We start from the raw sequence: 25,601 nt of genomic DNA, 5'->3' as shown, positions 1-25,601 counted from the left end.
CCCTCGGGGGGCAGCGCAGCACACGCAGTGGCAAGAGTGGGGGCGAGAACATGGGCCTAGCGAATCGCCGGTATCGCCTTGAACGCCGTCATCGCGCCGTTACCGATGGCCGCGCCAAATTTCTTGGCCAGGCGCTCAGCCACGTTTTCGCGGCGGGTGTAGTCAATGATGTCTTCGGCCTTGACAATCTCGCGGGCCACATATTCCAACGTGCCCAACTGGTCCGCCAGGCCCAGCTCGATCGCCTGCTGGCCGGTCCAGAACAGGCCGCTGAACATCTCGGGCTTTTCCTTCAGGCGCTTGCCGCGGCCGGTCTTGACCACCGTGATGAACTGCTGGTGAATCTGGTCGAGCATGGCCTGGGCATAAACACGCTGCTTGTCGGTTTGCGGACTGAACGGGTCGAGAAAGCCCTTGTTTTCGCCGGCCGTCATCAGCCGTCGCTCCACACCCACTTTGTCCATCAGGCCGGTGAATCCAAAGCCGTCCATCAATACGCCGATACTACCCACGATGCTGGCCTTGTCGACAAATATCCTGTCGGTCGACGCGGCAATGTAATACGCGGCCGACGCGCAGGTTTCTTCGACCACGGCATACACCGGCTTTTTGTGTTTGGTCTTCAGACGAACAATTTCGTCGTTCATCATGCCGGCCTGCACCGGGCTGCCGCCGGGCGAATTGATCAGCAACACCACGGCTTTGGCGCCTGTGTCTTCAAAAGCGGCGCGCAGCGCGGCATTGACAAACTCGGCACTGGCCTCGGAGCCGGCGGCAATCTCGCCCTTGATCTCGATCACCGCGGTATGCGGTCCGCTGACGGTGGGTGTGCCGCGATGCATCGCCAACCCCACCAGAAACACAAAAAACGCCAGCCAGGACAGGCGCACAAAGGTTCTCCAGCGGCGCGCGGTTTTTTGCTCGTTCAGCGACGCATAGGCCAGCTTTTCGAGCGTCGCGCGCTCCCATCCGGGGCTGGCCGCAGGATCGGTTCTGGCGCCGCGGTTTGCTATATTTTCAGGAGCTGTCTGCATAGTTTCGTCAAGGACTGGCGGCCGATCTGGCTGGTAGTCCGGGCTATCGGACGGGGCGGGGCGGTTTGAATCATTCATAAGGGTAGTTTAGGCCCTAGAACTCGATTGCCTTGAGTTGGTAGGAAGCGTGCCAAAAAACAAGGCCATCCCGTTCAGACAGACTGATTTTGACCAGCCCGCCATGGCAAGGCCCGCCGCTGCACTCGCCCGTGTCGGGCCGGTAGGCGGCGCCATGACTGGCGCACAGCAGCCACTGCCCGCTGTCGTCAAACACCCGATTCGGCTGCCAGTCCAGTTCCATCGCCACGTGGGTGCAGCGGTTCAGGTAAGCGTGGGGCCGGCCTTCAAAACGGATCGCAAAAGCGCGGCAGGTCTGACCGGCGTAGCTGACATCGAAAGGCACGGCCTCGCCACCTTCGGCCAGATCGCTGGCCCGGCACAGGGCAATGGAGGCGTTTGCCGGATCCGGCGCAGGGATCGCCATGCTATGCGTTCTGGAGCAGCCAGTCGTGCAACTCCTGCACGGAATGCGCGATGAAGCGCGGTTTGTGTACGCCAAAATCAGTACTCTGATGCGCCCCATAACTCACACCGACGCTGGCGCAGCCGGCGTTGAGCGCCATCTGCAGGTCATGTGTGGTGTCGCCAATCATCAGCGTGCGCTCCGGGCTCACGCCAAATTCTTCCATCAGCTCGTGCAGCATGCGCGGGTGCGGCTTGCCAGCGGTTTCATCGGCCGTGCGCGAGCCGTCAAAGCGGCCCTTGAGCTCCACCGCGCGCAGGGCCTCGTCCAGCCCCGCGCGGCTTTTGCCGGTCGCCACCGTCAGCGTGTGACCGCGCGCCTTCAGCGCGCCCAGCAGCGACAGCACCCCGTCAAACAGGCTGATGTCGTTCTGGTGCCCGATGTAGTGGTGGCGATAGCGCGCGCCGAGTTCGGGGTATTTGTGCTTTGGCACGTCCGGCGCGGCGTGGGCCAGCGCCTGCATCAGCCCCAGGCCGATCACATACCCGGCCGCCTCGTCCGTGGGCACGGTGCCGCCCACGTCGCGCACGGCCGCCTGGATGCAGCGCACGATGATTTTGGTGGAGTCAAACAGCGTGCCGTCCCAGTCGAAGGCAATCAGGTCAAAGGTCAATGGGTGTTGCATGGGCAATAAAACTCTCAAGATCGGGGGGAAGCGCGGCCAGCAGGTCAATGCGTTTGCCGCTGGACGGATGCGTGAACTTTAACCGCCAGGCGTGAAGAAACATGCGTTTGAGGGCCGCACCGGCGGCTTCTTTTTGCAAGGCTTTGTTCAGTTCGAAGTCGCCGTATTTGTCGTCGCCGGCAATCGGATGGCCCTCGCTGGCCAGATGCACGCGGATCTGGTGGGTGCGGCCGGTCTTGAGGGTGACTTCGAGCAGCGTGAAAACACGCCCCGGCAAAGACAGCGCCGCCTTGGCCTTGACCAGCGTCACCGCCCGCATGCCGTCCGGGTGCTCCTTGCCCACCACCTGGACCCGGCGCTCGCCGTCGGGCAGTAAATATTTTTGCAGCGGCTCGTCCAGCACTTTTTTGTTGACCGGCCAGGCCCCGCTGACCAGCGCCAGGTAAATCTTGTCGGTTTCACGCTCGCGAAACTGCTCCTGCAGGTTTCTCAAGGCCACTCTTTTTTTGGCGATCAGCAAAATGCCGCTGGTCTCGCGGTCCAGCCGATGCACCAGCTCCAGAAATTTCGCCTCGGGCCGCGCCATGCGCAACTGCTCGATCACGCCAAACGCCACGCCGCTGCCGCCATGCACGGCCACGCCGGCCGGTTTGGCGATGGCCAGCAAGTGTTCGTCTTCAAACAGGATGGGAAATTCCCGCGATGGCGCAAAACCGCCGATGCTCGACGCCGCCCCATGCCGGGCCACCAGGGCCGCCATGGCCCGGGCCTTGTCGTCCGCCCGCTCCGAGGTGCGCACCGGCGGCAGGCGCACGATGTCGCCGGCCTCGACCCGGGTGTCGGCCTGCGCCCTGCCCTTGTTGATGCGCACTTCGCCGCTGCGGATGATGCGGTAGACGTGGGTTTTGGGCACGCCCTTGAGCTGGCGGATCAGGAAGTTGTCCAGGCGCTGGCCCGCCAAGTCAGCGTCCACTGTCACCAGCGTCGCCTGCGGGGCCGCTTTCGCGGGCATGTCCGGCATGTCCGGCATGTCCGACAGGGCTTGCGGGGGCGTTGGGGGACTTGGGCGGTCAGGCACAGCCGCCGTCAGGGGTTTACCCGGACGGCGTGTTTTACCTGAACCTGCGCCTATAATGTGTTTCACTAGCGACAAGCTGTAAGTGGTTGATTTGTCTGGGAGTTTAGTCCACACACCCATCAACCCACTGCCAACAGCCTTGCTGGAAGGTCGACGCCACTGGCAGCAATTGCCCGCAAGCGCACGGTGCCAGGCACCCCGCGGCGGAAAAATGCAGTGCAGACGAGTCGACGTTATGCGAATACAACTACGGAATACGATGTGTCCAGCCCCACGGGCTGGACACGGATCCAGGTGAAATCTGGTCTTTGAATGGGTAGCCCTTTGACAACAACACTGGTTGGACTGATGTATCTGTGCCTGCGGCGCTTTTTAGCCCCGCTTTCAGGCATGGATCAGCCGCCAGCCCTTGTTTCACGGGCGCAAGCAGCTACTGTTTTGGTAGCAAACACCTGTCAGACCCCGACTCGCCCCATCCACGCGCCTACGCCCAGACCGCTCGGCTGACTGATTATTTCAGTCGCCATAGCGCGTCAAAAGCTCTCCGGCAATTCCCCACGTTCGCACAGCGTCTGCTCCCGGCGTCGTTTGCCCGTTTTTCGGGCAGTGATGTTTGAGACAGAGAAGAACGAAGGAAACCCCATGAAACGCATGCTGGTCAATGCCACCCAGTCGGAAGAACGCCGCCTGGCCATTGTCGACGGACAAAAACTCCTCGACTACGAAATCGAGATTGAAGGGCGCGAACAGCGCAAGGGCAACATTTACAAGGCCGTCGTGACACGTGTCGAGCCTTCGCTCGAAGCCTGTTTTGTCGACTACGGTGAGGACCGCCACGGCTTTTTGCCGTTCAAGGAAATCTCCAAGCAGTACTTCGCCCAGGGCGTGTCGGTCAGCCAGGCGCGCATCCAGGACGTGATCCGCGAAGGCCAGGAAATCCTGGTGCAGGTCGAAAAAGAAGAGCGCGGCAACAAGGGCGCGGCCCTGACGACCTTTGTCAGCCTGGCCGGCCGCTACGTCGTGCTGATGCCGAACAACCCGCGCGGCGGTGGCGTGAGCCGCCGCATCGAGGGCGATGACCGGGCCGAACTCAAGGAGGCGATGGACCAGCTCGAATACCCGGCCGGCGCCAGCATCATTGCGCGCACCGCCGGCATCGGCCGCAGCGCGGCCGAGCTGCAGTGGGACCTGAATTACCTGATCAAGCTGTGGACCGCGATTGACGGCGCCGGCAAAGAGGGCAAAGGCGCTTTCCTGATTTACCAGGAGTCCAGCCTCGTGATCCGCGCGATCCGCGACTACTTCAACAGCGACATCGGCGACATCCTGTTCGACACCGACGACGTCTACGAGCAAGCCAGGCAGTTCATGGCCCATGTGATGCCCGAGCATGAGCACCGCGTCAAGCGCTACCGCGACGACGCGCCGCTGTTCTCGCGCTTCCAGATCGAACACCAGATCGAGTCGGCCTATGCCCGCACCGTGCAGTTGCCTTCCGGCGGCGCGATCGTGATCGACCACACCGAGGCGCTGGTCTCGGTGGACGTGAACTCGGCCCGCGCCATCAAGGGCGGCGACATCGAAGAGACCGCCACCCGCACCAACCTGGAAGCCGCCGACGAAGTGGCGCGCCAGATGCGCCTGCGCGACCTGGGCGGCCTGATCGTCATCGACTTCATCGACATGGAAGAGTCGCGCAACCGCCGCGATGTCGAAAACCGTTTGCGCGACGCGCTGCGGCAAGACCGCGCACGCGTGCAGTTCGGCACCATCAGCAAGTTCGGCCTGATGGAAATGAGCCGCCAGCGCCTGCGCCCTGCCCTGTCGGAAGGCGCGTCGATTCCCTGCCCGCGTTGCGGCGGCTCCGGCCACATCCGTGACACCGAAAGCTCGGCGCTGCAGATCCTGCGCATCATCCAGGAAGAGTCGATGAAAGACAGCACGGCCTCGGTGCTGTGCCAGGTTCCGGTCGATGTGGCGTCCTTCCTGCTGAACGAAAAACGCTCCGAGATCGCCAAAATCGAGATGAAGCAGCGCATCAATGTGCTGCTGGTGCCCAACAAGACCCTGGAAACGCCGAACTACAAACTCGAACGTCTCAAACACGACGACCCGCGCCTGGACAACATCGAAGCGAGCTACAAGATGGCCGAAGAGATGGAAGACCCGACCACCGTCACGCGCCGCAGCCAGGAAAAACACAACAAGCAGGAGCCGGTCATCAAGGGCGTGCTGCCCGACGCGCCGGCACCGCAGGCCGTTCCGAAACCGGTCCCGGTGGCCGCGCCCGTGGCTGCCCAACCGGTCCGCGCGGTGGTCGCAGCGCCGGCTGAGAAGAGCTTTTTCGCGAAGCTCAAGGCCTTCTTTGTCGGCGAGGAAGCAGCACCCGCCGCAGCGCCCGCCAAGGAAGTCAGGAAAGACGAGCGCGGCGAAGGCCGTCGCGACGAACAGCAGCGCGGTGAACGCGGCGAGCGTGGCGGTGAACGCGGTGGCCGCGATGGCCGCGATGGCCGTCGCGGTGGCCGGGGTGGCCGTGCCGGTGAAGGACGTGGCGAAGCGCGCGGCGAAGGCCGCCCGGATCAGCGCGAAGGTCGTGGCGGCGAAGGCCGCGGTGGCGAGCGTGGTGAAGGCCGTGGCGGTGAGCGCCGTGAACGCAGCACCGAAGGCCGCGCTGAAGGCGTGCGCCAGGAACGTCCCGCCGGCGAAAACCGTGAAGCACGTCCCGAGCGCGCAGACCGCGCAGAACGTCCTGAAGGCCAGGGCGGCAGCGAAGGCCGCGGCGAACGTGGCGAGCGCAGCCGCCGTGGCCGTGGCGAGCGTGGTGGTGAACGCGGTGAACGCGCCGCCCCGCGTGACGCAGAACAGCAGAACCTCGCTCTGGCCAACCAGGCCGCCATGGCCGCGGCCATGGCCGGCGGCGACATCCCCCAGCGCCAGGAACGTCCTGCAGACGCCGGACAGGAAGGCGAACGCCAGCAAGGCGGCCGCAACGAAGCCCGCGCTGAAGGCCAGGGGGGCCGCCGTGAACGTGGCGAGCGCGGCAATGGCCGTCGCAACGAACGCCGTGACGAGCGCCCCGATGGCGGCAACGCACCGATCACCGGCACCCAGGCCGACAGCTTTGACGCCGCCCACCCCGGCGTCGTGGCGGGCTTGGACGAAGCCGGCAACCCGGCCTTCCCGGCATCGTCCACCGACATGCAGGCGCGCGCTGAGGGCCAGGAAGAAGGCCAGGACCGCCAGCCGCGTGAACGCCGCAGCCGTGACCGTTATGGCCGCGACCGCCGTGAGCGTTCAGAGCGCGGCGAGTCGTCTGCCGAGGGCACGGCTGAGGGCATCGCAGCGACCGACCGTGGCGCCGCTCCAGCCAAAAATTTTGAGGAAAATCAGGCAACAGCCCCTGCGGAACGTGCGCAAGTAGCAACTGAATTGATGGCAAATAGGGAGCCGGCCCAAGCCGAGCCGGCCGCACCTGGGGTGCCGACACCGGTCCCGGCCATCGTGGTACTTGCTGCTGCGCCCACAGCCCGCGCCCTGCCGAAAGTCCAGTCCTTCGATTTACCGCTGCAGGACCTGGCCCAGGTGGCCAGCGCTTCCGGTTTGCAATGGGTCCACTCGGACGCCGGAAAAATCGCCGAAGCACAAGCCGCCATGGCCGCCGAAGCCAAACCGAGTCATGTCCCGCGCGAACGTCCGCCGGCGCCCCAATTGGACGCCGGTCCGCTGGTGCTGGTCGAAACCAAACGCGACCTGCGCAGCATGACCCTGCCGTTTGAGCAGCCTGCCGCGCCGGCAGCAGGTGAACGCACGGGGTCATTGCACAGCCAGTGATGGCTTGGCATTTCAACGATCAAAGGCAGCTTTCGGGCTGCCTTTTTTTGGGTGCGGCTTGCCGGAAGCACTACGCAGGCAAAGCTGGCAACGGCCTTCGACAAACGCAGCGCGAACTGGCTGAGGAAAATTAAACCTCAGCCGCCCGCTTGTAAGCCTGCGTCGCAGCCACCTCATCGCCCCGTTGCTCGGCCAGCAGCGCCAGTGCGCGCCAGGCATTGCGGTGCAAGCCGGCGTCCTGCAAGGCCGGCACAGCCTGGGACAACAACTGCTGGGCCTTGCCCCAGAGTTGGCGCTTCAGGCAGGCCATGCCCGCCAGGTACTGCATGTTGGCATCGCGCGGGCGCTGTTGCTGCGCCGTTTCAATACGCGCCAGCCAGGCGGCGTCAATTGACGCCAGCCCGGCTTCGAGCACCTGGATCAGCTTGATGCGCAGGTTGTCGCCGATCTCCGAACGCGGCTGCATCACTGGCTCCCACACCTGCAGCAGCCAGGCGCGGGCCAGATCGGCGTCGCCGTGCAAAGCCATCAGGCGTGAGACGGCATGAATCACCAGCTCGGGCATGGCGCGCTCGTTGGCATCGAGCGACAACCAGGCGGCTTGCAACTGCGCCGGATCGTGCGCACCGCGCAATAACTCCAGCGCCAGCCCGCGCACAAGGCTTTGCGCGGCGGCCGGCGAAAACGCCCGGTGCTTGGCCAGCAAACGCGCGGTTTCCAGCGCCTGCGGCGTTTGCCTGGCCTGCTGCGTGGCGCGCAGTTTGATGCGCAGGGCCAGCGTGCGCCGCGCTGTGCCTTGTGGCAACTCGTTGAGCAGCGCCAGCGCCGCGGTGGGGTCGCGGTCGTCGGTTGCCCAGCCCGCCGCCCGCAGTTGCACCCCTTCGCGGGTCTCCTGGGCGCTGCGGTGCGTGCTGGTTTCCAGCGCTTGTTGCAGGTGCTCGTCACGCAAGGCTTTGTTTTGCAGTGCCTGCGCGCTTTCGGCCGCCAGCAGGTGCGCCAACAAGCGGAGCTGGGTCGCCCGCCCGGCACTGTAGCTGCCGACATCGCGGGAGGTTTTTGCCAACTGGCTCAGGCTTTTTTCCTGCGTCAAGGCGTTCTGCGCGAGTTTGGCCGCCCGAATAAACCGCCCGGCCATCAGGTGCGACAGCGCATCCATGAAAGCGGCGTACATGGCCCGTTCCTTTTGCTGGGCGCGCCAGCGCCTGGCCTCGGCCGGCAGCGAAAACACCGCCGACACAGCCCGCAGCGCCAGATACAGCAGCGTCCACAGCCCGGCCAGCAGCAGCACCAGCAGGTTGAAGGAAATATCGACCCGGTGCGGCGGCCAGAACAGCGTGACCACCGCCTGGTTGTTGCCGGCCACCAGGGCAACTGCCACCGCGATGCCAAACAGGGCCAGGAGCCAGAGTGCGCTGCGCATGGTCAATCGCTGTACTAACGGCCCGCAGCAGCCGTGGCCAATGCCGCCAGGGTGTCGTCAAGGCGCGGCAGCTCGCCGGACTTCATCTGGCTTTCCACCTGCGCCAGCAACTGGGTGGCCGTCTGCGTCCTGCGGGACGCCGGGTCGAAATACTTGCCCAACATCGCGCGGACACCGTCCAGGTCCGCGCGGGCGCTGGCGGTTTGCCGCGACAGCAGGCCAAGCCGGGCGTTGAGCACTTTGAGTTTGAGGTTTTCACGCAGGAAAAACGATTGCTCGGGCGCCAGCAAGGCCGCATCCGGCTGGTCGATGCGGCTGACCCGCAACAGGCCACGCACTTCGTCGCGTGTGCCCTGCCAGGTGCGCTGCCACCAGTCCTTCAGCCCCAGCCGGTCGAGCAGCGCCATGGCCGCATGAACCGGAGCCGCACTGCCGGAAGCGGCGCGGGCGGGCGCCGGCGCCGCGGCAGGACGCCCGCTGCTGCCCGGCGGCATTGCGTTGGCCAGCGGCAGCTCGTCCACCAGTCGCGCCAGTTCATCGAGCTTGACCAGCAGGCCGGGCACATCGGTCACCGTGGTGGCCTTGATGCGGTCCACATCCCTGGCAATGGCCCGCTGCAGCGAATTGAGGCGCGGCTGCGCGGCGCGCGAAAGCCGCTGGTCGGCCGATTTGAGCGCGGCCAGCAAGGGCTCGGCGCTGCCGGTGAGCTGGGCCTGTTGCTGGGCCAGCCGCAATGACGACTCCACATCGACCACCAGGTTTTCGTCGCGCGAACGCGACAGGCTTTGCATCAGCTCTTCGAGCTGCGTGCGCTGCAGGCTCACTTCGCTGAGCCGGGTCTCGGCAATCGCCAGGCGCGCCGTCAGTTCGCGTGCGGCTTCCTGCGCCTGCCGCGCCAGGGTGCGGGCTTCGATGGACTGCGCCGTCGAGTCCGTGCTGCGCCGGGCCAGCTCTTCCTGGATGCTGCCGAGTTTTTGCCATAACAAAGCGCTCAGCAGCAAGCCGCCAGCGGCCAGCAACAGGGCCAGCAGCAGCATCCATCGGCGCAGCCCTTCGCTGCGTTCGGCGGCTGACACCCGTTCCAGCACGGGCTCCTTGTCGGGCCTAGGCGATGGGGGTGGCGCTGGATCGCTGTCGCTCATGATTGCATTGATTCTATCGAGGCCACGATGTCCGCGAGCGCCGGGCGTGACTCGGCAACAACAGCCCAGCCGGCCGCGCGCGCCGCCTCGGCAATGCGCGGGTGCGTGGCAACGGCACGGGCCTGCGACCAATCGCGTGCCGGCAGGTTTGCCACCGCTTCGGAACTGCTGAACAGCCAGACCGAGCCGTCGTGCGCCGCCGTCTCCATCCGTTGCAGTTGCGCCGCCGTGAACACCGGCGCGCGCCTCTGGTACACCGCCACGAAATCAACCCGCGCGCCGGCCGCCAGGAGTTTCCGCGCCAGCCAGTCGCGCCCGGGCGCACCGCTGCGGGCGCTCTGCCCGCGCACAATCAGCACGCGCCGGCTCTGCCAGTCCCGGCGTCCGACCAGCGCCCACAAGGCTTCGGAATCAAACTGGCTGGCATCCGCTGCGGGTGCGTCGATCAATGCGTCTGGCACGCCTGCATGGCGCAACGCCGCCACCGTGCCCGGGCCGGGGGCCATGAAACGCGGCGCAGTGGCGGCTGCCAACGCGTCATTGGCCACAATATCAGCGGCTTCCTGCGCCCGGTCTGCATGGACTGGCGTCGGTTTCAATGCAAAAAAACAGTCCACCGCATTGCCGCTGACAAACATCAACGCAGCATACGCGTCGATCTCGCCCCAAGCCTGCTGCAAACGCTGTGAGTCCGGCAATGCCGCAATGTCAATCAGCGGCAGGGCCTCGGCCTGCAGGCCGTGCTGCTGCAAGTCCCGCACCCAGCGACGGGCATCGCGCTCGGGCCGGGTCACGACGACGCGCACAGCGTTCAAAGCGCCGGGGTGTTGGCGGCCCAGACCGCGCCGCCGGCGCGCAGCAAGGCGGCGACCTGCTCGCCCAGTGCTTCGGCTTCGGCAAAATTGCTCACGGGGGCGCTGTGCTGGACACGCACCAGCGGCTGGCCGGCCAGCCCTTGCCCGTCGGGTCCGGGGTCGCCCCAGGCAGCCTCCAGCCGCATGTCGCCGCGCCCCGCCGGCGGCTGCGCCCGCACAAAGGCCGCCAGCGGCATGGAGCAACTGCCGCCCATCGCGCGCGAGACGGTGCGCTCGGCCGTCACCGCCAGCCAGGTGGGCCGATGGGCCAGCGTCGCCAGCGCATCGATCAGGTCTTGGCGATCAGTCCGCACTTCGATGCCGAGAGCGCCCTGCCCGGCTGCCGGCAACATCTGTTCCGGCTCGAACGCGCAGCGAATGCGCGAGGCCAGGCCCAGCCGCTTCAAACCGGCCGCAGCCAGCACAATGGCCTGGTACTGCCCTTCATCGAGCTTGCGCAGCCGGGTGTCGAGGTTGCCGCGCAGCGGCTCAATCCTCAGGTCGGGCCGCAGCGCCTTGAGCAGCACCAGCCGGCGCAAGCTGGAGGTGCCGACGACGGCGCCTGGCGGCAGCCCGGCCAGCGACGAAAAATGGTTGGACACCAGCGCGTCGCGCGGGTCTTCGCGCTCAAGCACACAGGCCAGCGTAAAACCTTCCGGCAGATCCATGGGCACGTCTTTGAGCGAATGCACGGCCAGGTCGGCCCGCCCTTCGCCGAGGGCCACTTCCAGTTCCTTGACAAACAGGCCCTTGCCACCGACCTTGCTCAGCGAGCGATCAAGAATCTGGTCGCCCTGCGTCGTCATGCCCAGCAGCTCAACCTGCCAGCCAAGGCGCGCTTCCAGCAGCGCCTTGACATGTTCTGCCTGCCATATCGCCAGGCGGCTTTCACGCGTGGCAATGACAACGCGGGTGGAAGGTGAAAAATCTGCACTCACTCGTAACCTGTCTGTATCTGGGGAAGGTTCTGGATGCTAGCATGTTGCAGTGCAAAACAAGAGCCAACAAGAGGTGAAGCGATGGTGACGACGGCGCGTGCAAACAACCCCAAGGAACAGCCTGCGGGGCCAGCCAGGGACAGTGATCGCCCACGCGCCCGAGCCAAGGACAACGAACGCCCGCTGGTCGAAGACATCCGCCTGCTGGGCCGTATTCTGGGCGACGTGATCCGCGAGCAGGAGGGTGTCGCCGCCTATGAGCTGATCGAGCAGGTGCGCAAACTCTCGGTGGCGTTTCGCCGCGACGCCGACCACGAGGCCGACAAGGCGTTGAAAAAACTTCTCAAAGGCCTCTCCGGAGACCAGACCGTCAGTGTGATCCGCGCCTTCACCTACTTCAGCCATCTGGCCAACCTGGCCGAAGACCGGCACCACATCCGCCGCCGCGCCATCCATGAGCGCGCCGGCAACACCCAGGAAGGCAGCATCGAAGTGGCGCTGGCCCGCTTGCGCTGGGCCGGCATAGCGCCCAGGACAATCGCAAACATGCTGGCCCGCGCCTATGTATCGCCGGTACTCACAGCCCACCCGACCGAAGTGCAGCGCAAGAGCATTCTGGACGCCGAACGCGACATTGCCCAGTTGCTGACGGCGCGCGACGAAATCAAGGTACACGCCTTCGCGGCACATGCTGCCAAAGACGCGTTGACGCCGCGCGAGCTGACCGCCAACGAAGCGCAACTGCGCGCACGGGTCATGCAGTTGTGGCAGACCCGGCTGCTGCGTTTTACCAAGCTCACGGTGGCCGACGAGATTGAAAACGCGCTGAGTTATTACGAGTCGACCTTTCTACGCGAAATTCCCAAGCTCTACGCGGATCTGGAACGCGCGCTGGGCAGCCAGCCGGTACACAGCTTTTTGCGCATGGGCCAGTGGATTGGCGGCGACCGCGACGGCAACCCCCACGTCAACGCGGCCACGCTGGAATACGCGCTGCGCCGCCAGGCCGACGTTGCGCTGCGCCACCACCTGACCGAAGTGCATTACCTGGGCGGTGAATTGTCGCTGTCGGCCATGCTGGTGGACTTCACGCCCGAGATGCGGGCGCTGGCCGAGCGTTCGCCCGACACCAACGAGCACCGCCTCGACGAGCCCTATCGCCGCGCGCTGACCGGCATCTATGCGCGGCTCGCCGCCACGCTGAAGGACTTGACCGGCGGCGACGCCGCGCGCCACGCGGTCGCGCCGCAAAACGCCTACCTGAAGCCGGAGGAATTCCTGGCCGATCTCCGCACGATGGAGGCCTCGCTGCGGGCCAACCACGGCGGCGCCCTGGTGGCGCAACGCCTGCATCCGCTGATTCGTGCGGTGGAAGTGTTCGGCTTTCATCTGGCCACGGTGGACCTGCGCCAAAGCTCGGACAAACACGAGGAAGTCATCGCCGAGTTGCTGGCGGTCGCGCGGATTGAACCGAAGTACGCGGGCCTGGACGAGATGGCCAGGCGCGAACTGCTGCTGCGACTTCTCAACGATGCCAGGCCGCTGCGCGTGGTCGGCGCCGGCTACACCGATCTTGCCCGCGGCGAACTGGCGATTTTTGAATCGGCCAAAGTCATGCGTGAGCGTTTTGGCATGCAAGCCATCCGCCACTACATCACCAGCCACACCGAAACTGTCAGTGATTTGCTGGAAGTGCTGCTGCTGCAAAAAGAGGTGGGCCTGATGCATGGCATTCTGGACAGCCAGGACGCGACCTGTGACCTGATCGTCGTGCCGCTGTTCGAAACGATCAGGGACCTGCGCAATGCCGCGCCCATCATGCGCGAGTTTTATGCGCTGCCCGGCGTGGCCGCCATGGTGCAGCGCGGCCGCCATGACCAATACAGCGAGCAGGACATCATGCTCGGCTACTCGGACAGCAACAAGGATGGCGGCATTTTCACCAGCAACTGGGAGCTGTACCGCGCCGAGATTGCGCTGGTCGAACTCTTCGACCAGCTCGCCAACTCGCACAACATCCAGCTCAGAATGTTCCATGGCCGCGGCGGCACGGTGGGCCGCGGCGGCGGCCCGAGCTACCAGGCGATTCTGGCGCAGCCGCCGGGCACCGTGCGCGGGCAGATCCGGCTGACCGAACAGGGCGAAATCATCGGCTCCAAGTATGCGAACCCCGAAATCGGCCGGCGCAACCTGGAAACCCTGGTGGCCGCGACGCTGGAGGCGACCTTGCTGCAGCCGACCAAGCCGGCGACCAAGGCGTTTTTACAGGCGGCCGCCGAACTCTCACAGGCCAGCATGGCCGCCTACCGCGCGCTGGTGTACGAAACACCCGGGTTCACCGAGTATTTTTTCAGCGCCACGCCGATCCGCGAAATTGCCGAACTCAACATCGGCTCCAGACCCGCTTCCAGGAAAGCCACGCAGAAAATCGAAGACCTGCGCGCCATCCCCTGGGGCTTCAGTTGGGGCCAGTGCCGCCTGACCCTGCCCGGCTGGTACGGATTCGGCTCGGCCATTGCGCAGATGCTCCACCGCGGCGGCACACCCGCCAGCCGCAAGGAAGCGCTGGCCCTGCTGCAAAAGATGTACCGTCAATGGCCCTTTTTCCGCACCCTGCTGAGCAACCTGGACATGGTGCTGGCGAAAAGCGACCTGGCGCTGGCCTCGCGTTATTCCGAGCTGGTGAGCGACGCCAGGCTGCGCAAAAAGATTTTCTCCGTGATCGAAGCGGAGTGGCACCGCACTGCCGAAGCACTGACACTGATCACCGGCGAGAAGCAGCGCCTTGCCGGCAATGCCGCTCTACAGCGCTCCATTCGGCATCGCTTTCCCTACATCGACCCGCTGCACCATCTGCAGGTCGAGCTGGTGCGGCGCTATCGCGAAGGCAAGGCCGACGAACGCGTACAGCGCGGCATTCATATTTCGATCAACGGCATTGCGGCCGGCTTGCGCAATACGGGCTAAAGAAACAAGCCACGCAATTTCCCATGGGGTAATGCCTTCAGCGGCGCGGCGCTCGCGTCGCACCCGCTGCAAGGCGTGGTTCGGCGGCGCCTCGTTCGAACAGACTCGCGTAACGCCCCGCGTATGCGCGCGCAAGAAGAACCCCGCACACGATCAGCAACGCTGCCATCGGTATCCCCTGCGGATTGAGGACTGCGTGAAACAGCACGACGACCGCCATTATCGGAGCGAGCAGCGCCAAGCCTAGAGCGGGTGCTCGATTGGTCAACAGGCAGAGGGCGCCTGTCAGCTCCACGAGCTTCATGAACGGCCAGAAAAAGCCAACCGCTTTCAGCGCCTGTTCAAATGCCAACCCGCGATCAGATGTTGGCGGATGGATGAGATGAGCGCCCGAGAAAACGAACCAGAAACCATCGATGGCGCCCAGCAGGAAGATGATGCCCAGCAAGATGCGGGGAGCGGTCTCAAGAAACAGTCTTTTCATCACGGTTCTCCACAATCAATACAGCATCTTCACGGCATGTTCCGCCGAACGAATGAAAGGGACTTCCCCGTCCCGAGCAAGCCGCGCCCCGTCAGGGTTGCGGTTTACGGCAACTGAGTGCCAGGATGGAGAGGCCCGTCTGTTCATCAACTTATTCGAGAGGGGAAATCATGGCTATCGTATCGCATGAGCGGAAAACGCGGCAAGAACGACGCCGCTGATGCGGCGGCCATCTGCGAAGCCATCAGCCAATGAAAATGCCCAGTCCAGGCAACTCATGCAACCCCGTGGCATCGGCCCGACCACCGCCAGTGCCATTGTGGCCACCGTCGGCAAAGACCATGACTTCACCTGTGGTCGCCAGTTCTGCGCCTGGTTGGGCCTGGTGCCGGGGCCGTACAGCTCAGGCGGCAAGCAGCGCCTGGGCCGCCTCCGGGCAAGCAAACTCCCTCGGGGGCAGCGCGATAGCCTCAACCAGCAAGCTGTAGGCCTTGTTGTAGGCCTTGTCCTAGGGCGAACTTCAGATTCTTCCGATGGTTTTCCCGAGGAGTGCTGCTTAGCATGGTAGCTAGTGTGGTGTTGCATGCTATCCGGCACATAAACCGCGTCTTTTCGTCCATGACAGCGTTGCAAATCCGCGCAATAGCGGGTTATTGCTGTGGTTTACGCCTTGTCCTGAACAAAAATCCATTGGTTTTATTTGCGCCGTCAAGCATGCAACACCACACTAGCCATGAAGCGCACGCCAGCATTCCGCTGCGCCCTGTTACTCATTTTTATTCCCGGAGCGCAAATCATGAGTACCCTTGAGATCATGGCCGATTCGCCATCGGCTGACAGCACTGATTTTGTATCGGCGGACGCAGCCGACCTTGCGTCTCACATGAACCACTGTGCCAGCTCGCGCAGCCGTTTCTTCGCCCTGCATTCGGCGCTTGAATCGATCCATTCCTTGGTTTTCCCACGCATTGTCACGGTCGCCGCGCTGGTGGTGATTTGCCTCGGCCTGCTCGCCATGGCCTGACGGTGTGAATACGGCTGTCGTCAAGCGGCTGGAACCCTTAAGCGCCTACGCCAGGCAACTGCTTGAATCCCGTCAGGGTGAGATACACGAACCGATACGCGCCGAGCTCTTCGGCGCTCAGCGCTTTGAGCAGCATGGCCGCAGTCTGGCCAGCGCCCAGGCCGTCCTGCCCGTCGACAGTGCCCGTCGCGTGCCGCCCTTTTTTCCGCGGGTGCAGGAGAACATCGCCGCGCTTCGCCAGGCCTACGACTACATCGCCCTGACCTCCCATAGCGGCCACTACGTCACCCCTGCGGCCGAATGGCTGCTCGACAACTTTCATCTGATCGAGGCGCAGCTCCAGCAGATCCAGGAAGGTGTGCCGCACCGCTACTACGCGGATTTGCCAAAACTGGCCGGTAAACCGCTGGAGGGCCTGCCGCGTGTCTATGGCATTGCCTGGGCTTATGTGGCGCACACCGACAGCGCGCTCGACCCGGCTCTTTTCACCGCATTCCTGCATGCCTACCAGGAGGTCAGCGAACTCAATCTCGGCGAGCTCTGGGCCCTGCCGACCACCTTGCGCGTGGTGTTGCTTGAAAACCTGCGTCGCATGGCTGATCGCATTGCCTGGACCAAGGTCGCGCGGGAAGTTGCTCACGCCGTCTGGGATTCGGCCGATGCCATGCGCCCAGACGACCTCGATGACCTGCACGCACTTTTGCAAAACCATGGCCTTGAGCGCAACTACCTGACCCAGCTCTGGCAGCGCATGCCTGCCGAGCGTGTTGACCCGGTTTCTCCTCTGGTTCACTGGATCGAGCAGCACTGCCCGGATGCCTTGGGCCTGATCGGCGAGGGGCAGGCCGCGCAGGTGGCGGCCAACCTCACGGTCAGCAACATCATCACGACGCTCAGGCTGGTCGGACAGGTCGAGTGGGCTGAATTGATCGAGCCCGTCAGCCACTCCCTGCAGGTCTTGCGCCGCCTGCCGAGCTTTTCCAGAGAAAGCGAGATCACGCGCCAGCAGATCACGCACGCCATGGAAAGGCTGGCCCGGCAAAGCGGCAAGTCCGAGCGCGCCGTCGCCGAGGCCGTGCTGGCTGCGGCCAGGCAGCCCGACAATTCAATGGTCGCACGAACAGCGGGCTACCACCTGATTGGGCCGGGACGCCCGCTGCTGGAGGCGGCACTCCGCCCGACCGGTTCCCCCGTCAGGTCATCGCTCCGTGCTCAAACCCGGCTCGCATGGCGCCTGCCTCTTTTTGCAATCGTCTGGGTGGCAGGCACGGCAGCGGTCCTTTCATGGGCTGTGCCGCCACTGGCCAACCTGCACTGGACGGCCTGGGTGGCGTTATTCCTGATGGCCTGGCCCGCTTCGGAAGCCGTTGCAGCGCTGATTCACCGCCTGGTTGCAGAGTCCACCCGCATCCAGCCGCTGGCCCGTCTCGACTTCACCACGGGCATTCCGGCTGAACACCGCGTGCTGGTGGTCCTCCCGTGCATGCTCAGCTCGGCGGCATCCAACAGCGGGCTCGTCCACCGCCTCAGCCTGCATTGGCTGGCCAGCCGTGAAGCCAACGCCCAGTTTGCCCTGTTGACGGACTGGCTCGACGCGGACACCCCAACCCAAGCGGGCGACCAGGCCTTGCTCGATGACGTCGCAGCCAAGGTGGACGCCCTCAACCGCGCCCATCCTTGTGCCGCGGACGCGCCCCCGCGCTTTGTGCTGCTGCACCGCCCGCGCACCTGGTCGAGCAGCGAGCGCCGGTGGATAGGCTGGGAACGCAAACGCGGCAAGCTCGAAATGCTGTTGCGGCAACTGGCCGAGGGTTCTGCATCCCCATTTGCATCCGTTGGCGCCGGTATGCGCCTGGCCAAAGGCATACGCTATGTGCTCACGCTCGATAGCGACACCGGCTTGCCCGCGGGCGCGCTGCGGGAACTGGTCTCGATTGCCGCCCATCCCCTGAACACGCCGCAAATCGACCGCAAGACCCGGCGCATTACCTCCGGTCATGGCATTTTGCAGCCGCGCGTGGTGACGCCGTTGCCGGCGCCCCATGAGCGTTCGCCGTTTCATGCGATGTTCGCGGGCCAGTGCGGCCTGGATCCCTACAGCAGCGGCACCTCCGACCTGTACCAGGATTTGTTTGGCATGGGCAGCTTCACCGGCAAGGGATTGCTTCATGTCGCTGCCGTGCATGCCGTGCTGGACCGGCGACTGCCGGAAGGCGCCATCTTGAGCCACGATTTGCTCGAAGGCAGCATCGCACGCTGCGGCTACGTCGGCGACGTCGTGCTGATGGAAGACCACCCCCACCACGCCGGCGTTGCGGCATCACGGGTGCATCGCTGGACACGAGGCGACTGGCAGTTGCTGCCGCTGATGCTGCATGCCCGGCACTTCGGCATTGACGCGCTGGGTTTGTGGCGCATGGCAGACAATCTGCGCCGGTCGCTCATCGCGCCGGTCTGTCTGCTGCTGCTCGTGTGGGTCATCGTGACGGATTCACTGCCGGTGTTAACGGCCCTCGCATTTACCCTCGGCGCCTTCCTGGCCGGCCCGCTGATGGGCGCGCTGGCAGGCTTGACGCCCACACGCCGCGGCATTGCATGGCGCCATTTTTTCCATGCCGGCTTGCGCGATGTGGTACGCAGCCTTGCGGCCAGCGCGTGGCAGTTCGGCCAACTCGGCGTTCAGGCCGGGCTGGTACTCGACGCAATCACGCGGGCGCTATGGCGCATCGCCGTCAGCCGCACGCACCTGCTGGAGTGGACGACGGCCGCCCAGGCGCAAGCTTGCGCCCAATACGCGCTGGGCGCCTTTGTTCGCAAGCATGGCGCGGCGTCGGTTCTTTGGGCAGGACTGGCTGTTGCCGCCTGCTGGAGTCCGCATCCCTGGCTGGGTCCTGCCATCTTCCTGCTGTGGGCGCTGGCACCCGTGACGGCGTGGTGGGCCAGCAGACCGGCGCAGCGCCCACCCGGCATGACGCTCGACGCCAAGGACCGTGGCTACCTGGACACGCTGGCGCTGCAGACCTGGCAATTTTTTGAGCGCTGTGTCGGACCCGAGGACAACCACCTGCCGCCGGACAACCTGCAGATGGAGCCCGAGCCGATGGTCGCCCACCGCACCTCGCCAACCAACATCGGACTGTACCTGCTGGCGGTGGCCTGCGCCCGGGAATTTGGCTGGATCTCGACCGCCGACCTGATCGCGCGGCTGCAAGCCACGCTGGACACGGTGGAGCGTTTGTCCAAGCACAACGGCCATCTGCTGAACTGGTATGACACCCGCACGCTACAGGTGCTGACGCCAGCTTACGTGTCCACCGTGGACAGCGGCAATCTGGCGGGGCATCTGATCGCCACGGCGCAGGCCTGTCGTGAACTGGCCCCCACGCTTGTCGCTTCGCGTACTGCGCTGCCCCCCGAGGGGGCTGAACTTGCTCGGGACGGCCCTTCGCTGCGTTCGGCGGCCCCCACGCTTGTCGCTTCGCGTACTGCGCTGCCCCCCGAGGGGGCTGAACTTGGCTTGGGCGGCCCGGCGAAAAATTTGTCGGCTCCCCATGTGGAGCAGGCTGCGAGATTGAATCATTTGGCCGACCGTTGCGAGCGGCTGTGCATGGCCATGGACTTCCGCGGCCTGTACAACCCCAAACGCCATCTCTTTCATATCGGCTTGCGTATGCATGAGCAGGCGCTCGATGCCAGCTACTACGATCTGATGGCTTCCGAGGCCAGGCTGACGAGTTTTCTCGCGATTGCCAAGGGCGACGTGCCCCGGCGCCACTGGTTGGCGCTGGGCCGCGCATTTCTGACGGTCGGCAGCACGCCCGGGCTCAAGTCGTGGTCAGGCTCGATGTTCGAGTACCTGATGCCCTCGCTGGTCATGACCGAACCCGACCACGGCCTGTTGCACGTTTCCGGGCTGGCCGCCATCAGGGAGCAGCAGGTCTTTGGACGGGCGCAGCATCTGCCCTGGGGCGTTTCGGAGTCGGCCTATTTCGCGCAAGACCATACGCTGGCCTACCAGTACGCGCCCTTCGGCGTGCCGCGGCTGGCCCTGCGCCGAACACCGCCCGGTGACCGTGTTGTGGCGCCCTATGCCAGCGTGATGGCGGCCATGTTCGCGCCCCGCCAGGCCGTCGCCAACTTGCGTCAACTCGAAAAACTCGGCGCCCGAGGAGAATTCGGCTTCATGGATGCGGTGGACTTCACGGCCTCCAGCCAACCCGCTACGCAGGCACTGAGCGTGGTCAACACCTTCATGGCGCACCATCAGGGCATGTCGCTGGTGGCGCTATGCAATGTGCTGCGCGAGGAAGCGCCGCGCCGCTGGTTCGCCCTGGCGCCGCTGGTGCAGGCCCACGAGTCGCTGCTGCATGAAAAGACGCCGCGCCAGATCATCGAAAGCGCCGATCCACGCCGCCTGCCCGAGCCCGACGACGCTGAGAAGCCCCAGCTTTACCAGTCGCGCGAAGTCGATCCTGCCGTCCCAGGCTGGCAGCCCACCCAGTTGCTGTCCAATGGCCGCTACAGCGTGGCGCTGCGCGCCAATGGCGCGGGCGTGAGCCGCTGGCGCGCCCAAAACCGCACGTACAACATCACGCGCTGGCGCGATGATCTCCTGCGGGATGCGTGCGGCAGCTTTCTTTACCTTCACGTCAAAGGCCAGGCGCGGGTTTCGTCACTCACGCTCCACCCCGCCCCCAACCCCGACTGGAATTACAAAACCACCTTTTTGGCGGACCGGGTCCAGTTTGACGCGACATCGCAAGACCTGGAGGCGATGACCACCGTGCTGGTCAGCCCGGAGGACGACACCGAAGTGCGGACCCTCACCCTGCGCAACCTCTCCAGCGCCGTGATGACCTTCGATGTGATCTCCTGCTTTGAAGCCGTGCTGACCGACCCGCGCGCCGACGAGGCCCACCCCGCGTTTTCCAACCTGTTTGTGCAAACCCAGTGGTATCCCCAGTGGCGCGCCTTGCTTTTGTCGCGCAAGCCCCGCCTGCAGGATGACCCGGCCATGGTCGTGGCGCATTTTCTCGCCGATTCGGACGCCAATGTACGGGCAATCGACTTCATCGCGGACCGGCGGCCTTTCCTCGGCCGCAACCGGGTGGCCGGACAGCCGGCCCTGCAGGCGCAAGCCAGAACGGCGGATGGCTCGCCCGTCAACGGGCTGGACCCGGCGGCAGGCTTGCGCGTGCGGGTGCGCATCCCGGCGGGTGGCGCTGCACGGCTGAGCTTTGCAACGGCCGCCGCGGAAAACACCGAAGAGCTGATGACGCGCATCGACAAATACCTGCAACCCATGCACGTGGAACGCGCCGCCCGCATGGCGGCCACGCTGGCACAGGTGCGGTTGCGAGATCTCGGTGGAGACCCCGAAGAAAATGCGGCGCTGCAGGATCTCAACACAGTGCTGATGTACACGACCACCCGTCCTGCGGCCGAACGGGGCCTGGTGAACCAGCGTCAACTGTGGCGTTTCGGCCTCTCGGGCGACAAGCCCATCGTGCTGGTGCGCATCCACGCCAGCAACGGACTGGCGCTCGTGCGCTCCTTGCTGCGCGCTGAACCGGTGTGGAGTTTTGGCGGCATAGCCGCCGATCTCGTGATCCTCAACAGCGAAGTCAACTCCTACCTGATGCCTCTGCAGCGCGACATTCTGGCGCTGCGTGACCACACGCTCCAGCAGGCGGAAAACAGCTTTCCGCGAACGGAGGCAGCCGGTTTTTACCTGTTGCGCGAACATGAGGTTGCGCCGTCCGAAAAGGCCGCGCTGGCGGGCCTGGCGCGTGTCATCTTCATCGCAGATGGGCGCCCGCTGGCGCAGCAGGTGGCGGCTCTGCGAAGCACCGCCAATCTGCAGCGCCGCGCCATGCCGGCCGCCACCACCCCCTTGCTCGCCGCGCTGGCCGAGCCCTTGCCCGGACAGGCAGCCGCCGTGCAGCCGCCCCTGGGCCGTTTCGATGCCGTCACCGGAGAATTTCAGTTTGAAGTAGACAGCCGGCATCGCCCGGCGCGCCCCTGGGTGAACGTGATTTCGAATCCGTCTTTCGGGTTTCAGGTTTCCGAAGCGGGTGCCGGCTACACCTGGGCGGTCAATAGCCGGCTGCACCAGCTCACCCCCTGGTCCAACGATCCGGTGCAGGACCCCGCTTTCGAGCACTACCTGCTGCAGGACCTCGACACGCGCCAGCCCCTCGCCTTGAGCCCGTCCGCCGAAAACGGCTCACCGCTGGCATACCAGGTGCGCCACGGCCAGGGCTACACGGTGTTTGAATGCCAGCATGGCGACATGAAAGTGGAAACCACTTTCTTCGCGGACCGCAGCGATGCCGTCAAGATCGTGCATGTTCGCCTGCAGCATCAGGGTCCACCCGGAACCAGCAAACGCAATCTGCGCGCACTGGCGATGGTGGAGTGGCAGATCGGCGCAGCCCGCCACGAACGCCGTACCGTTCATGCCTGGAAAGCCAAGGAGCTGCCCGCCCTGTTTGCACAGCAACGCGAAAGTCGCGCCGGGTTCGGCGGCAGCACCGCCTTTTTGGCGCTCGCCGGATTGACCGGCCCGCTGCAGTGGACTTGTGACCGGAGCGAGTTTTTTGATGCGGCAGGCCGCCTGGTGCTTCCTGACGTGATGGGCCAGCAAGCCAACAGCGGCACTGACCCCTGTGCCGCGCTGTCGAGTGATTTCACCTTGTCCGCAGGCCAGAGTCTGGACCTGGCCTTCCTGCTGGGCCACGCAGCCGATGCGGCGCAGGCCGAGCAACTGGCGCTCACCTGGCAAACAAGGGATGTGAAGCAGGCGCTCGTTGGCGTGAAAACCTACTGGTCGGGTCTGCTCGGCAAAATTCAGGTGCGCACGCCCGATCCGCTGTTTGACGCCCTGGTCAACCGCTGGCTTCTTTACCAGACCCTGACATCACGCCTGTGGTCCAAGGCCGGCTTTTACCAGGCCGGCGGCGCCTTCGGATTTCGCGACCAGTTGCAGGACGCGATGGCCTTTGCGCTGATCGATGCCGGCCGCTTGCGCGAACAAATTGTTTTGAACGCATCGCGCCAGTTCCCCGAAGGCGACGTGCAGCATTGGTGGCATGCGCCCGGCGGTGAAGGCGTTCGCACGCATTTTTCGGACGATTTGTTGTGGCTTCCCTTTGCCTGCGCGCACTATGTGGCGGTGACGGGCGACACCGGCATTCTTGACGAAAACGTGGCGTTTATCGACGGGCCGGCCATTGCCGAAGGCGCGGAAGACGCGTACTACGCACCCCAGGCCAGCGCCCAAACCGCGTCCGTCTTCGAGCACTGCGCCCGCGCCATCGACCGCAGCCTGGCCACAGGCGTTCATGGCTTGCCGCTGATGGGCACAGGCGACTGGAACGACGGCATGAACCGCGTCGGTCACGAAGGACGCGGTGAATCGGTGTGGCTGGCCTGGTTTTTATGCAGCGTGGTCACGCGCTTTGCACCCCTCGCACAGGCGCGCGGCGACACGGCGCGTGCCGCACGCTGGCTTCAATGCCGTCAGGCGTGGATAGCCGCACTGCACGGCGATGGCTGGGATGGCCAATGGTTCCGCCGCGCATTTTTCGACAACGGCGCGCCACTGGGCTCGTCAAGCAACGAAGAATGCCGGATCGACCTGATCGCGCAAGCGTGGTCGGTGCTGTCGGGCGCTTCCAGCGACCAGTACACCGTGCCGGCCCTGCAATCCATGAAGCGCGAACTGATGGATCACGATGCCGGACTGCTGCGCCTGCTGCACCCGCCGTTCGTCAAGTCGGAAAACAACCCCGGTTACATTCAGGCCTACCCCCCCGGCGTCCGGGAAAACGGCGGCCAATATTCGCATGCCGGCGTGTGGGCCATGATGGCGCAGGCCCAAACAGGCGACGCGCAAGCCGCCTGGGAAAGCTTCCAGGCGCTCAGCCCGGCTCATCGAAGCCAGCATCCGGAACGCGGACCGCTTTACGAGATCGAGCCCTATGTGATGGCGGGCGACATCTACAGCGCAGCGCCCTATGCCGGCCGCGGCGGATGGAGCTGGTACACCGGCTCGGCAGCGTGGCTGCATCGCGCCGCGCTGGAAAACCTGATCGGCTTGACGGTGCATCAGGGCAAAATTTCCCTGTCACCGTGCCTGCCCGCCCACTGGCCCTTTGTAGAGCTGACGCTGGATGTGCAGGAACGCATTTTGCACATTCGCTGGCAACGTGCCGGTGTGGCGGCCGGGGACGGATTCAGGCCGGATCGCGTCGTGTCGGAAGGGCAGTGGCTGTCGCTGGCAGACCTTCCGGCGCGCTCCGTATTGCTTGTGCAGGGGGCTGTGGCCGATTTGCAGCCGATGCTGGCCAAGTCAGACAGGTTGTCATGACCCGAGAAACTCGCCAATCGGCTTCAGGTCATCGACCCGGTCGCAAATGGACTTGACGATCATCAGGATGGGAATGCCGAGCAACAGACCCCAGACGCCCCAGAGCCAGCCCCAGGCCAGCAGTCCGACAAACACCGCCACCGGGCTCATGCGGCCGGTGCGGCTGGTCAGCCAGGGGGTGATCAGGTTGCCGACGAGGGTGTGGATGAGCAGCGAGGCACCAGCGACCAAGAGCGCCATGTTGAGCGAGCCGAACTGCAAAAATCCGACCAGCGCCGAGGCCACTGCCGTCACCAGTGCGCCCACATAAGGCACCAGATTGAGCACGCCTGCGGCAATGCCCCAGACCGCGGCATTATCCAGCCCAATGGCCAGCAGGGCCAGCCAGGTCAACACGCCCACCAGTACACTGGTCAGCAGTTGCACCTGCAGGTAGCGCTGAATCTGGCCGGTGATCTCGTTGAGCGCCTGCAGCGTGATTTTCTTGCCGCTCAGGCTGGGGCCTGCCAGCTTGATGAGCTTGCGGCGAAAGGTGTCGCCAGAGAACATCAAAAAATAAGTGAGAAAAATGACCGCCGTGGTCTGACCGATCAGGGCGATCAGGCCGATGGTGCCCGTCCACAAATAATCTTTCACGTCGAAACGCGACCGCTCGACGACCACACGCACGGCCCCGCGGGTCGCGCCGGAAACTGCACCACTTTCCTGGGCCGCCTGCTCAATTTGCGATGCGGCTTTCTGCACGGTTTTCAGCGTGCTGTCGGATCGGTCGCCTCGTGTTTTCACAGCCTGCCTGAATTTTTGGGCCGCCGCCGGCAGCGACTCCAGTAATTGCGCCGCCTCATCACGAAGGGAATAGGCGGTCGAGCCGATCACACTGAAAATCGCCAGCAACAGCAGCGCAGCGCCCAGCCAGCGCGGCACGCGTTTGATCTCCATCCAGTTGACCACTGGCGAGAACGCGTAGCTGAACAGCACGCTGAGCATCACCGGGATAAAAACCGCCTTGGCCCAATGCAGCACAAACAGACTGGCCAGGCCCGCCAGCACGACCAGCGACATGCTCCGAATGTCCACCGGCATGTGCAAAAGCACCCGCTCCGGCTCTGGCAAAGCCACCGCCTCCACTTGGGCCAGCGGCGGGTCCGTTGGGTGTTCTTCAGTCATTTTTTCTCCTCGGCGACGTCCGTTGGCGCAGCCGCGCCAGCACACGCCAGCGAGCCCGCCATCGAGCGATTGCATTGTGCGTCCATTGCAACCGAAAAACAAAGGCCGCCGTGTAGGACAGCGGCCACGCCGGGAACCGGCCA

Annotated in this window: 14 protein-coding genes and 1 pseudogene; 5 read left to right on the top strand and 10 right to left on the bottom strand. The window is 64.7% G+C overall.

Going from position 1 to position 25,601, the window contains the following annotated elements; translation table 11 throughout:
• Nucleotides 1–56: 56 nt before the first annotated feature.
• Genes Q7T66_RS02280 through Q7T66_RS02265 form a run of 4 tightly spaced genes read right to left on the bottom strand, consistent with a single transcriptional unit; the run spans nucleotide 57 to nucleotide 3,380 of the window.
• Nucleotides 57–1,112, bottom strand: a complete 1,056-nt coding sequence (locus tag Q7T66_RS02280) for a S49 family peptidase (protein ID WP_370691590.1) — start codon at nucleotides 1,110–1,112, stop codon at nucleotides 57–59.
• Between the two features lie 16 nt (nucleotides 1,113–1,128).
• Nucleotides 1,129–1,518, bottom strand: coding sequence for a Rieske 2Fe-2S domain-containing protein (locus Q7T66_RS02275; RefSeq protein WP_304931634.1), 390 nt, complete (start codon nucleotides 1,516–1,518; stop codon nucleotides 1,129–1,131).
• 1 nt (nucleotide 1,519) lies between these two features.
• Nucleotides 1,520–2,182: an HAD family hydrolase gene (locus tag Q7T66_RS02270; RefSeq protein ID WP_304931633.1), complete on the bottom strand. Its 663-nt coding sequence runs from the start codon at nucleotides 2,180–2,182 to the stop codon at nucleotides 1,520–1,522.
• A complete protein-coding gene (locus Q7T66_RS02265) occupies nucleotides 2,160–3,380 on the bottom strand; it encodes an RluA family pseudouridine synthase (protein ID WP_370691589.1) in 1,221 nt (406 codons plus the stop codon). Before Q7T66_RS02265 ends, Q7T66_RS02270 begins: the two co-directional genes overlap by 23 nt.
• A gap of 522 nt (nucleotides 3,381–3,902) precedes the next feature.
• Here Q7T66_RS02265 and Q7T66_RS02260 point away from each other — a divergent pair.
• Nucleotides 3,903–7,091 carry an Rne/Rng family ribonuclease gene (locus Q7T66_RS02260; protein ID WP_304931630.1) on the top strand — a complete coding sequence of 1,063 codons (3,189 nt, stop codon included), beginning with the start codon at nucleotides 3,903–3,905 and terminating at the stop codon, nucleotides 7,089–7,091.
• A gap of 130 nt (nucleotides 7,092–7,221) precedes the next feature.
• Here the strand turns inward: Q7T66_RS02260 and Q7T66_RS02255 are convergent, their stop codons facing one another.
• From Q7T66_RS02255 to hemC, 4 genes are read right to left on the bottom strand one after another with little or no spacing between them, the layout of a single operon-like run.
• A complete protein-coding gene (locus Q7T66_RS02255; protein WP_304931629.1) occupies nucleotides 7,222–8,511 on the bottom strand; it encodes a heme biosynthesis HemY N-terminal domain-containing protein in 1,290 nt (429 codons plus the stop codon).
• A 14-nt stretch (nucleotides 8,512–8,525) separates the two neighbouring features.
• Nucleotides 8,526–9,653: a uroporphyrinogen-III C-methyltransferase gene (locus Q7T66_RS02250; RefSeq protein ID WP_304931628.1), complete on the bottom strand. Its 1,128-nt coding sequence runs from the start codon at nucleotides 9,651–9,653 to the stop codon at nucleotides 8,526–8,528.
• On the bottom strand, nucleotides 9,650–10,468 hold the full coding sequence (locus Q7T66_RS02245; RefSeq protein ID WP_304931627.1) for a uroporphyrinogen-III synthase: 819 nt from the start codon (nucleotides 10,466–10,468) through the stop codon (nucleotides 9,650–9,652). Before Q7T66_RS02245 ends, Q7T66_RS02250 begins: the two co-directional genes overlap by 4 nt.
• Nucleotides 10,465–11,445, bottom strand: coding sequence for a hydroxymethylbilane synthase (gene hemC, locus Q7T66_RS02240; RefSeq protein WP_304931626.1), 981 nt, complete (start codon nucleotides 11,443–11,445; stop codon nucleotides 10,465–10,467). Before hemC ends, Q7T66_RS02245 begins: the two co-directional genes overlap by 4 nt.
• Before the next feature lie 81 nt (nucleotides 11,446–11,526).
• On the opposite strand from hemC, the gene ppc reads away from it, so the two are divergent.
• Nucleotides 11,527–14,412 carry a phosphoenolpyruvate carboxylase gene (gene ppc, locus Q7T66_RS02235; protein WP_304931625.1) on the top strand — a complete coding sequence of 962 codons (2,886 nt, stop codon included), beginning with the start codon at nucleotides 11,527–11,529 and terminating at the stop codon, nucleotides 14,410–14,412.
• 37 nt (nucleotides 14,413–14,449) lie between these two features.
• Here ppc and Q7T66_RS02230 read toward each other — a convergent pair whose 3' ends face one another.
• Nucleotides 14,450–14,896: a hypothetical protein gene (locus tag Q7T66_RS02230; RefSeq protein ID WP_304931624.1), complete on the bottom strand. Its 447-nt coding sequence runs from the start codon at nucleotides 14,894–14,896 to the stop codon at nucleotides 14,450–14,452.
• 180 nt (nucleotides 14,897–15,076) lie between these two features.
• Between Q7T66_RS02230 and Q7T66_RS02225 the strand changes: the two are divergent.
• The 3 genes and pseudogenes from Q7T66_RS02225 to Q7T66_RS02215 form a co-directional block, all read left to right on the top strand.
• Nucleotides 15,077–15,329, top strand: a pseudogene (locus tag Q7T66_RS02225) (transposase); the annotation flags it as partial.
• A gap of 300 nt (nucleotides 15,330–15,629) precedes the next feature.
• Nucleotides 15,630–15,920, top strand: a complete 291-nt coding sequence (locus tag Q7T66_RS02220; RefSeq protein WP_304931623.1) for a hypothetical protein — start codon at nucleotides 15,630–15,632, stop codon at nucleotides 15,918–15,920.
• 4 nt (nucleotides 15,921–15,924) lie between these two features.
• Nucleotides 15,925–24,291, top strand: a complete 8,367-nt coding sequence (locus Q7T66_RS02215) for a GH36-type glycosyl hydrolase domain-containing protein (RefSeq protein WP_304931622.1) — start codon at nucleotides 15,925–15,927, stop codon at nucleotides 24,289–24,291.
• Here the strand turns inward: Q7T66_RS02215 and Q7T66_RS02210 are convergent.
• A complete protein-coding gene (locus tag Q7T66_RS02210; RefSeq protein WP_304931621.1) occupies nucleotides 24,286–25,458 on the bottom strand; it encodes an AI-2E family transporter in 1,173 nt (390 codons plus the stop codon). The two genes, Q7T66_RS02215 and Q7T66_RS02210, sit on opposite strands and share 6 nt — an antisense overlap.
• Nucleotides 25,459–25,601 lie beyond the last annotated feature (143 nt).

The sequence above is a fragment of the Herminiimonas sp. genome, assembly GCF_030655415.1.
Note: the sequence above shows the minus strand (reverse complement) of the source record. Positions and strands in the feature narration are given on the sequence as shown.